Origin of the sequence: Rhizobium album, assembly GCF_003122325.1 — a bacterium.
Lineage (GTDB): Bacteria > Pseudomonadota > Alphaproteobacteria > Rhizobiales > Rhizobiaceae > Metarhizobium > Metarhizobium album.
This window is the reverse complement of record NZ_QFBC01000021.1, coordinates 81,133-91,016: the sequence shown is the minus strand read 5'-3', so window position 1 is coordinate 91,016 and position 9,884 is coordinate 81,133. Positions and strand designations below refer to the sequence as shown.

Below are 9,884 nucleotides of genomic sequence, written 5' to 3'. Positions count from 1 at the left end.
GATGCGTCTGGGCCTCGCAAAGGGCGCGGTTCGCTTCGAGGATGTCCTGTATTTCGAGTGAGCGCCTCCGCCAAAAAATGTGGAATCACTAAAATTTTAGCGATTCCACATTTACGTTAGTGGCTGGGCTTCGACCGGGCTTTTTTGTATTTTCAGAGCATTTCCGGACGCAAAACCGCTGCGCACTTTTGCTGGAATTGCTTTAGGTTGGCGGAGTGCCGTTTTCGGCAAGCACATTGCCGGCGAGATAAAGCGAGCCGCCGATCAGGATGCGTGGCGGTGGATCGCCGGCCTTGACCAGACGTCGTACGCCGGCCAGCGCTTCGCCGAGATTAGACACCGGTTCGGCGACCAGTTCGGCGTCGTAGGCGGCACTCGCCAGCACCACCGGATCGATGCCGGCATCGCTGCCGTGGATCGGAACGGCGAAGACATATTCGGCAAGGCCGCTGAAGGCGCGAAAATAACCGACCGGATCCTTGGTGTTGATCATGCCAATGATCAGGAACAGTGGCCGCGGCTGGCGTTCCTCGAAGGATGCCATGGTTTCGGCGATCACCTCGCCGGCACCGGGATTGTGCCCGCCATCCAGCCAGATTTCCGAACCTTCCGGCGCCTCGGCGACCAGCACTCCCTCGGTCAGCCGCTGCAGCCGGCCGGCCCATTCGACCGACGCCATGGCCTTGTCCATCATCGCTTCGGTGACGGTAAAACCGGCTGACCGGATGGCGCGGATCGCCGCCGCCGCATTGGCATATTGATGCCGGCCCGGCAGGCGCGGCAGGGGCAGATCGGACAGGCCGTGTTCGTCCTGGTAGATCAGCCGCCCGAATTCTTCGTAAGCGACAAAATCCTGGCCGAACACCTGCAGCGGGCAGCCGAGTCGTTCCGCCGTGGCGATCAGCACCTCGCGCGCCGCCTCGAACGGCTGCTGGCCGATGACGACGGGATGGCCGCGCTTCATGATGCCGGCCTTTTCCGCCGCGATCAGCTCGACGCTGTCGCCGAGATAGGCCTGGTGATCGAGCGAAATCGGCATGATCACCGAAACCGCCGGATCGGCAATGACATTGGTGGCATCGAAGCGGCCGCCGAGCCCGACTTCGATGATGGCGACATCGGCGGGCTGTTCGGAAAACAGGATGAAGGTGACAGCCGTCAGGATTTCGAAAACGGTGATCGTCTGGCCGCCATTGGCTTCCGCCACGCGGCGCACCGCATCGGCAAAAACCGCATCATCGACCAGCTGGCCGCGGCCGCCGCGCACGCCGACGCGATAACGCTCATGCCAGTTGACCAGATGCGGCGAGGTGTGGACATGCACGGCAAGGCCGGCGGCTTCCAGAAGCGCGCGGCTGAAGGCCGTCACCGATCCCTTGCCGTTGGTGCCGGCGACGTGGATGACCGGCGGCAGACGGCGCTGTGGATTGCCGAGCATATCCAGAAGCCGGGTGATACGGTCGAGCGAAAGGTCGAAACCCTTGGGATGCAGGCCGAGAAGCCGTTCGATTTCCCGGGCCGCCTCACTGGTGGCGGATTGGTGCATGGGGATCATCCCGCCACTCCCTTATGCTGTCGCCGTCAATTGACGACGGTTATCTCGGCCGTCTTGCCGGTGCGTGCTGCTGCATGCGCGCCATTGGCACCATTGCTGCCGTTGGCGCCATTCGTGCCATTGGCATGCAGGTCGGCCGGCTTGCGCATCAGGATTTTCAGCAACCGTGCCAGCGTCGAGGGAATATCGTGTCGCTTGACGACAAGATCGACCATGCCATGTTCGACGAGGTATTCCGAGGTCTGGAAACCTTCGGGAAGCTTTTCGCGCAGGGTCTGCTCGATGACGCGCTTGCCGGCAAAGCCGATTTCCGCACCCGGCTCGGCCAGGTGCAGGTCGCCCAGCATGGCGTAGGAGGCGGTGACGCCGCCGGTGGTCGGGTTGGTGAGCACGACGATATAGGGAAGACCGGCTTCCTTGAGCAGGTTGACGGCAACCGTGGTGCGCGGCAGTTGCATCAGCGACAGGATGCCTTCCTGCATGCGGGCGCCGCCCGAAGCCGGGAACATCACCAGCGGGCATTTTTCGGTTATGGCGCGCTCGAAGGCGCGAACGATCGCTTCGCCGGCAGCCATGCCGAGCGAACCGCCGATAAAATTGAACTCGTGCACGACGGCGACCAGCTTCAGGCCCTCGACCTTGCCGAGGCCGGCGAGGATCGTATCCTCCTGCTCCGTCTTCAGCCGGCTATCTTTCAGGCGGTCGATATATTTCTTGGAATCGCGGAATTTCAGCGGGTCCTGCGCCACCTTCGGCTGCGGCAGGGCCTCGTATTCGCCATTGTCGAACAGGTCTTCCAGGCGCGCCTTGGCCGGCATCTTCATGTGATAACCGGAGGCGGGAATGACCCACTTGTTTTCTTCCAGATCCTTGTGGAAGACCATCTCGCCGGTCTCCGGGCACTTGATCCAGAGATTGTCGGGGACTTCCCGGCGGCCCAGCATGGAGTTGATCCGCGGGCGGACGTAATTTGTGATCCAGTTCACTTGCAATACTCCTGATTGCCCGCGCCGAAACCGGCGCCGGGATGCTCTATGGAGAAACTATTCGGCAGCAACAGGGCGGGCGGCACGAACACCGGTCGAAAGTCCACGCACGAATGTAACGACGGAATTGACCGTATCCGGTGATGCCTTGCCGTCCGCCGTCAGGCTGCCGGCGATTTGAGCGACGATGGCGGTGCCGACGACGACGCCGTCTGCCGCTGCACCGATGAGACGGGCATGTTCGGCCGTCTTGACGCCGAAACCGACGCAGACGGGCAGATCGGTATGCGCCTTGATCTTCGACACGGCGGACGAGATCCGCGACGGATCCGGCAAGGCCGAACCGGTGATCCCGTTCATCGAGACGTAATAGACGAAACCCGACGTGTTCTTCAAAACCGCCGGCAGGCGCTTCTCATCCGTCGTCGGCGTCGACAGGCGGATGAAGTTGATGCCCTTGGCGAGTGCGGGAATGCAGAGTTCGTCATCCATTTCCGGCGGCAGGTCGACGACGATCAGGCCGTCGATGCCGGCTTCCAATGCATCGTCGAGAAAACGCTCGACGCCGTAGATATAGATCGGGTTGTAATAGCCCATCATGACGATCGGCGTCGCCTGGTCGCCCTTGCGGAACTCGCGGGCGAGATCGAGCGTCCTGGCAAGCGTCTGGCCTGCCTTGAGGGCGCGCTGGCCGGCAACCTGGATCGCCGGGCCGTCGGCCATCGGATCGGAGAACGGCATGCCGAGTTCGATGACATCGGCGCCGGCGCCCGGAAGCGCCTTGAGGATCTGCAGCGAGGTGTCGAAATCCGGATCGCCGCCCATGAAATAGGTGACGAGGGCCGGACGGCCTTCGGCTTTGAGATCGGCGAAACGTTTGTCCATACGGGCGGTCATGATCTTAAAGCTCCATACCGAGGATCTTGCCGACGGTGAAGATGTCCTTGTCGCCGCGGCCGGACAGGTTCATCACGATGATCTGGTCCTTGCGCATTTTCGGCGCGCGCTTGATGACTTCGGCCAGTGCGTGGCTGGGTTCCAGCGCCGGGATGATGCCCTCGAGCTTGGTCAGGACCTGGAAGGCGTCGAGCGCTTCATGGTCCATGATCGGCACATATTCGACGCGGCCGATATCGTTGAGCCAGGAATGCTCCGGGCCGATGCCGGGATAATCGAGGCCGGCGGAAATCGAATGGCCTTCCTTGATCTGGCCGTCGCTGTCCTGCAGCAGATAGGTGCGGTTGCCGTGCAGCACACCCGGCGAGCCGGCGGTGATCGAGGCGCAATGCTCTTCGCCGTCGAGGCCCTTGCCGCCAGCTTCGACGCCGACGATCTGCACGTCCTTGTCGTCAAGGAAGGGATGGAAGATGCCGATGGCATTCGAACCGCCGCCGACGGCCGCAACGACAAGATCCGGCAAACGACCTTCGGCGGCGAGGATCTGCTCGCGGGCCTCGGTGCCGATCACCGCCTGGAAATCGCGCACCAGTTCCGGATAGGGGTGCGGGCCGGCGGCGGTGCCGATCAGATAATAGGTGTCGTCGACATTGGTGACCCAGTCGCGCAGCGCCTCGTTCATCGCGTCCTTGAGCGTGCCGCTGCCGGCGGTCACCGGCACGACTTCGGCGCCGAGAAGCTTCATGCGGAAAACGTTCGGCGCCTGGCGCTGCACGTCGGTCGCGCCCATGTAGACGACGCAGGGAAAACCGAAGCGGGCGGCAACGGTGGCAGAGGCAACGCCGTGCTGGCCGGCGCCGGTCTCGGCGATGATGCGCGTCTTGCCCATACGCTTGGCGAGCAGGATCTGGCCGATGCAGTTGTTGATCTTGTGCGAGCCGGTGTGGTTCAGCTCTTCGCGCTTGAAATAGATCTTGGCGCCGCCCAGATGCTCCGTCAGGCGTTCGGCGAAATAGAGCGGGCTCGGGCGGCCGATATAATGGGCGCCGAGGTCCTTCAACTCCGCCTGGAAAGCCGGGTCGGTTTTCGCCTTGTTCCATTCGTCCTGCAGATCGAGGATCAGCGGCATCAGGGTTTCGGCGACGAAGCGTCCGCCGAAGATGCCGAACCGGCCATCTTCATCCGGGCCGGCGCGAAACGAATTGGGTTTTGGCGTCTCGTTCACTCTTTAGCTCCCCGCAACCGCTTTTCGCCCGGTCGCTTCTTTTACGGCGTCGAAAAATTCGTCGATCATCGCCAGGTCCTTGACCCCGGGGGCGTTCTCGACACCCGACGATATGTCGATGCCGGGCGCCTTCGTCACGGCCAGGGCAAGGCCGACATTCTCCTTGTTCAGCCCTCCGGAAAGCATGTAATCCACGCTTCCGTCAAGCGATTGCATCAGCGTCCAGTCGAAAGACACGCCGTTTCCGCCCGGCAGATCGGAGCCGGCGGGCGGCTTGGCGTCGAACAGGAAACGATCGACAATGCCTATATAGGCATCGATCCTGTCGAGATCAGCGGCCTCGCGCACGGAAAATGCCTTGATCACCGGCAGGCCGTACAGCGCCCGCACCGTCAGCACCCGATCCGGCGTTTCCGATCCGTGCAGCTGCAGCATGTCCGGCTTCAAGAGCGCGACGATCTCGTCGAGATCGTCATTATCGGCATTGACGGTGACGGCGACGATCTTCACCCGGCCACGCACGGCATCGGCAAGCTTGCCGGCGATATCCGGCTCGATGTTGCGCGGGCTCTTGCCGAAGAAGATGAAACCGATATGGGTCGCGCCGCGGCGAACCGCGCGGTCGATCGCCTCGGGCGTCTTCAATCCGCAAATCTTGATGTCGGGCTTCATGGGCTCGCAAGTGCCACGAAACGGGCAAAGAGTCGAGCCGAAATGCGACTTGCCGCCGTCCGGCCCCGGCTGCGCTCAGCCAAAATCGATGGCGTGCAGCATCGAACCGTGCCGTTTTAGCCAGGCTTTGGCCTCTTCCATCTCCGGGCAGAGTTTTTCGCACAGCGCCCAGAAGCGCGGACCGTGGTTCATCTCTTTGAGATGCGCCACCTCGTGGGCGGCGAGATAATCGATCACCAGCGGCGGCGCCATGACGATGCGCCAGGAAAAACTCAGATTTCCGTCGACCGAGCAGGACCCCCAGCGGCTGCGGGTATCCTTCATGCTGATCGAATTGACCGGACGGCGGATACGGTAGGCATGCGCATCCACCAGCGCTTCCAGTTCGCGCCGCGCCTCCTTCTTGAGGAAATCGGCAAGCCTGCGGCCCAGATGTTCCTCGAGGCCGCTGACGCGGATGACCGGTTCGCCGTCGACCAGCACCGCCTCCGTCAGCCCGCGCAGACGGCCGGTATGTTCGATGCGGTGCCTGACGCCGCGCAGCAGGATGGCGCTGCCAGAGCGCAGGCCGGCTTCCTCGGGGAATTTTGCCAGCTTGGTCAAAAGCCAGCCCTGGTGCCGGTCGAGGAAGGCGTTGACCTCGCGATCGGCGAGACCGGAAGGAATGGTCATCTTCAAGGCGCGGCCGCCGGGCTCGATACGTAGCGTGATGCGGGTTGCCTGGTTGTGCTGGCGGATCGTCAAGGGCATGGAGCGGCCGGCGACGTCGAGCACCCGCTTGACCGGGGCCGGCAGTGGCTTGGCGGCTTTCTTCGGCTTTTTCTTGAAAGGGAACATGCGCTGCTTTTATCCGATTCGCCCGTGGTCAAGGCAAATAAAAACCGGCATCGGAAGGATGCCGGTTTGCAAAATCACAGGATCTTCCTGACGTCAGGGCGTCGAAAATCCGGGAACGCCACCGGTGCTGTCATCGCGCCGGGAGGTGTTGCGCTCGCGCATAAAGCGGTCGAACTCTTCCTGGTCTTTGGCGCGACGCAGTTCGCGGACATAGCTGTCGAATTCGGCACGCATCTCGTCGAGCTTGCGGCGTTCTTCTTCCAGCCGGTCGAGTTCGGCCTTGCGCCAGTCGTCGAAAGCGACGTTGCCCGTATCGAAGTGCGGGCGGCGGCGATGCATGTTCTTGCGGCAGCCGGCAAAGAAGCCGTCCGTCGCCTCGTTGACGTCACGCTTGAAACCACGCAGGCGGTCGCCGAAAATGATGTAGGCAAGCATGGCCAGGCCTAGGGGCCAGAAAACCACGAAGCCGAGCACCATCAGAGCGATAGTAGCCGGCGTCCAATCCGGACGGAGCAATGCTGACTGATTCATCGTTCATAACCCTCGTTTCCAGGGGTCAGCCGTTTGCCAACCCTGGAAAACGATGTGGTTACCGCCGATCACCGCTTCAAGACAGCCTGTTCCCAAATCGGACAAGCCGTTGATTTGAAATTTCTAATTCAGCGTCTTCGGCAGCATGCGATATCCCTCAGGCGGACTTGCCGCCCTTGATGATACGCTTGATGCCGGGACGGGCAGTGATGGCGGAATGTTCGCGTGCGAAAGCGATGATGCGCGGTGCGATCTCGCGGCGGAACCGCGAGCCGTTGAAGACACCGTAATGGCCGACATCCGGCTGCATGTAGTGCATGCGCTTTTCGTCGGGGATGTTGGTGCAGATCGTCTGCGCCGCCCTGGTCTGGCCGACACCGGAAATATCGTCGTTTTCGCCTTCGACGGTAAGCAGGGCGACATTGCGGATGGCGCCGGTATCGACGCGCTTGCCACGATGCAAAAGCTCACCCTTCGGCAGAGCGTGCTTGATGAACACTTCCTCGACGGTCTGCAGGTAGAACTCGGCGGTCAGGTCCATCACCGCCAGATATTCGTCATAGAAGTCACGATGTTTTTCCGCCGGCTCACCGTCGTTCTTGACGAGGTGCAGGTAAAAATCCTTGTGCGCGATCATATGGCGGTCGAGGTTCATCGACATGAAGCCGGAGAGCTGCAGGAAACCCGGATAGACCGGACGCATGAAGCCAGGCTGCGGCCACGGCACCGTCATGATGACATTGTCCTCGAACCACTCGATCGGCTTGTTCTTGGCCAGCTCATTGACGGCGGTCGGATTGATACGCGTATCGATAGGCCCGCCCATCAGCGTCATCGAGGCCGGCGCCAGCGGATCGTTTTCCGCTTCCATGCGCGCCACGGCAGCCAGCACCGGCACGGAAGGCTGACAGACGGCAACGACATTGGTCTGCGGGCCGAGGTGATGGATGATGTCGATGACGTAGTCGATGTAATCGTTGAGATCGAAGTTGCCTTCGGTCAACGGCACCATGCGCGCATCGATCCAGTCGGTGATATAGACGTCGGCGCTCGGCAGCAGGGCTTCGACCGTGCCGCGCAGCAGCGTGGCATAATGGCCGGACATCGGCGCAACGATCAGGATCTTCGGATCCGAGGCATGGGCGGCAGGCAGGGCGCGCTCGAAATGCAGGAGATTGCAGAAAGGTTTCGACCAGACGACTTTTTCCGTCACTGCCACAGCCTTACCATCGACCGTCGTTTCCGGAAGGTTGAAAGCCGGCTTGCCATAACGGCGCGTGACGCGCTCGAACACTTCCAGCCCGGCAGCGACGGAACGGCCGACCGCCGTATAGGACAAGGGATTGAGCGGGTTGCGGTAGGCAAGCCGGGTCATCTCCGCGGCAGCCCGGAAGGGCGCCATGGCTGCATGGTTCATTTCATAGAGCTGATAAAACATAGGAAGCGCTACCTCTCTTGAGACAGTCCAAAAACGCCGCTCCCAATTCGACGTATAATGAGCCCGCCGATCGGCGGAAGGTGACAGACTAGCAGTTTTTTGCTGCATGGCAACAAAGTTAAACCTTGAAGGAAATCCGCCAGCCTTGCGCTGCAAACCCGGATTTCCCTCGCGGAAAGAATGGCATGGCATATATTAAAGTTCCGTCCCCGGAAGCTGGTTAACGATCCGGCTATCACAACTTGGCAGGATCCTACTCCCGGTTCATGGGGTGAGGCTTTCCTGCAAGCTCGGTGATAACGGAAAATGCGGTCTCCAGGTCTTCTTCCCGCATGTCGAACTGCCCGGCCTGGAAGCGGATCGCCAGCTGGCCGTCCACGCGGGTCTGGGTCAGGTAGATCCGACCGTCGTCATTGATGCCGTTGACCAGCCGCTGGTTATGGTCGTCGGCATCGGCGCCTTCCGGTGGCGTGTGGCGGAATGAAAAGAGCGACAGAACCGGTTCGGAGACGATCTCGAAACCTGGCTCCTGGCGTAGCCGCTCGCACAGGATCCGAGACCAGGCGACGTGATTGCGGATCATCGTGCGCAACTCTTCCAGCCCGTGATGGCGCAGCAGGAACCACAGTTTGAGCGCCCGGAACCGCCGGCCGAGCGGCACGCTCCATTCGGAATAGTTGACGATGCCGTCGCGACCATGAGTCTTCAGATATTCCGGCTGGATCGCCAGCGTCCGCACCAGATCTTCGGGTGCGCGCACGAACTGGACCGAGCAATCGAACTGCGCCCCCAGCCATTTGTGCGGATTGAAGACGATGGAATCGGCAGCCTCGATGCCGGCCCAGAGATCACGGAATTCCGGGCAGATCATTGCCGAGCCGGCCCAGGCCGCATCGACATGCACATAGAGACCGTGTCGATGCGCCACCGCGATGACTGCGCCGATATCGTCGCAGGCGCCGACGCTGGTACCGCCGACGCAGGCGATGACACCCGCAGGCAGCAAACCGGCCGCCTTGTCACGCTCGATCGCCGCTTCCAAGGCAGCCACATCCATGGCGCGCCGTGCGCCCGTTGCCGGAATACGCACGAGATTGTCCGAACCGACACCGGAAACCCAGATGGCCCGGTCGATGGAAGTGTGGACCTGATCGGAGGAATAGATGCGCACCGCCGGGTTCGCCGAAAGCCCCTTGCTGTTACCCTGCCACTGCAGCGCCTTTTCGCGCATGACGAGGACCGCGGCCAGGGTGGCGGACGAGGCGGAATCCTGGATGACGCCGGAAAAGCCCTCGGGCAGGCCGAGCGCCTGCCGCAGCCAGTCCACCATGCGGGTTTCCAGCTCCGTCGCCGCCGGCGAGGTTTGCCAGAGCATGCATTGCGCGGCCATCGCCGTCACCAGATATTCGGCGACCACGGAGGCCGGCGCGGCATTGGCCGGGAAATAGGCAAAGAACCGCGGATGCTGCCAATGGGTCATGCCCGGCACGATAAAATCTTCGAAATCCCGGAAGATGCTGTCCATCGCTTCGCCGGATTCCGGCGGTGCATCGGCGATCCTGCCGGCGATATCCCCCGGCATCGTTTTGGCGCGCACCGGCCTCTCGCGCAATGTTTCCCGGTATTGCGCGCCCCAAGCCGCTGCCTTTTCCGACCAGCGGCGAAATTCCTCGTCCTGCATCCAATGCCTCCCGAACTCCAACACACCGACCATAGGACGGCGCGTGGGCAGCGTCGAGACCC

9 protein-coding genes are annotated in these 9,884 nt (G+C 61.9%); all 9 read right to left on the bottom strand.

Annotated features, from left to right (window positions below):
• Window positions 1-202: 202 nt before the first annotated feature.
• Window positions 203-1,555 (bottom strand): bifunctional folylpolyglutamate synthase/dihydrofolate synthase, encoded by a 1,353-nt coding sequence (locus DEM27_RS29705; RefSeq protein WP_109461873.1) that lies wholly within the window; start codon window positions 1,553-1,555, stop codon window positions 203-205.
• A gap of 26 nt (window positions 1,556-1,581) precedes the next feature.
• Window positions 1,582-2,541 carry an acetyl-CoA carboxylase, carboxyltransferase subunit beta gene (gene accD / locus DEM27_RS29700; RefSeq protein WP_245446218.1) on the bottom strand — a complete coding sequence of 320 codons (960 nt, stop codon included), beginning with the start codon at window positions 2,539-2,541 and terminating at the stop codon, window positions 1,582-1,584.
• Between the two features lie 57 nt (window positions 2,542-2,598).
• On the bottom strand, window positions 2,599-3,438 hold the full coding sequence (gene trpA, locus DEM27_RS29695; protein ID WP_109461872.1) for a tryptophan synthase subunit alpha: 840 nt from the start codon (window positions 3,436-3,438) through the stop codon (window positions 2,599-2,601).
• Between the two features lie 4 nt (window positions 3,439-3,442).
• Entirely contained in the window at window positions 3,443-4,663 is a 1,221-nt protein-coding gene (gene trpB, locus DEM27_RS29690; protein WP_109461871.1) for a tryptophan synthase subunit beta, read from the bottom strand.
• Window positions 4,664-4,666: 3 nt separating this feature from the next.
• The gene (locus DEM27_RS29685; protein ID WP_109461870.1) at window positions 4,667-5,335 is read right to left on the bottom strand and encodes a phosphoribosylanthranilate isomerase; all 669 of its coding nucleotides are present in this window, start codon (window positions 5,333-5,335) and stop codon (window positions 4,667-4,669) included.
• 75 nt (window positions 5,336-5,410) lie between these two features.
• Window positions 5,411-6,172: a M48 family metallopeptidase gene (locus DEM27_RS29680; protein ID WP_109461869.1), complete on the bottom strand. Its 762-nt coding sequence runs from the start codon at window positions 6,170-6,172 to the stop codon at window positions 5,411-5,413.
• Window positions 6,173-6,265: 93 nt separating this feature from the next.
• Complete coding sequence (locus tag DEM27_RS29675; protein WP_109461868.1) at window positions 6,266-6,703, bottom strand: DUF2852 domain-containing protein; 438 nt, start codon at window positions 6,701-6,703, stop codon at window positions 6,266-6,268.
• Between the two features lie 157 nt (window positions 6,704-6,860).
• Window positions 6,861-8,141, bottom strand: coding sequence for a polyhydroxyalkanoate depolymerase (locus tag DEM27_RS29670; protein ID WP_109461867.1), 1,281 nt, complete (start codon window positions 8,139-8,141; stop codon window positions 6,861-6,863).
• 253 nt (window positions 8,142-8,394) lie between these two features.
• Window positions 8,395-9,822: a pyridoxal phosphate-dependent decarboxylase family protein gene (locus DEM27_RS29665; protein WP_109461866.1), complete on the bottom strand. Its 1,428-nt coding sequence runs from the start codon at window positions 9,820-9,822 to the stop codon at window positions 8,395-8,397.
• Window positions 9,823-9,884: the final 62 nt, after the last annotated feature.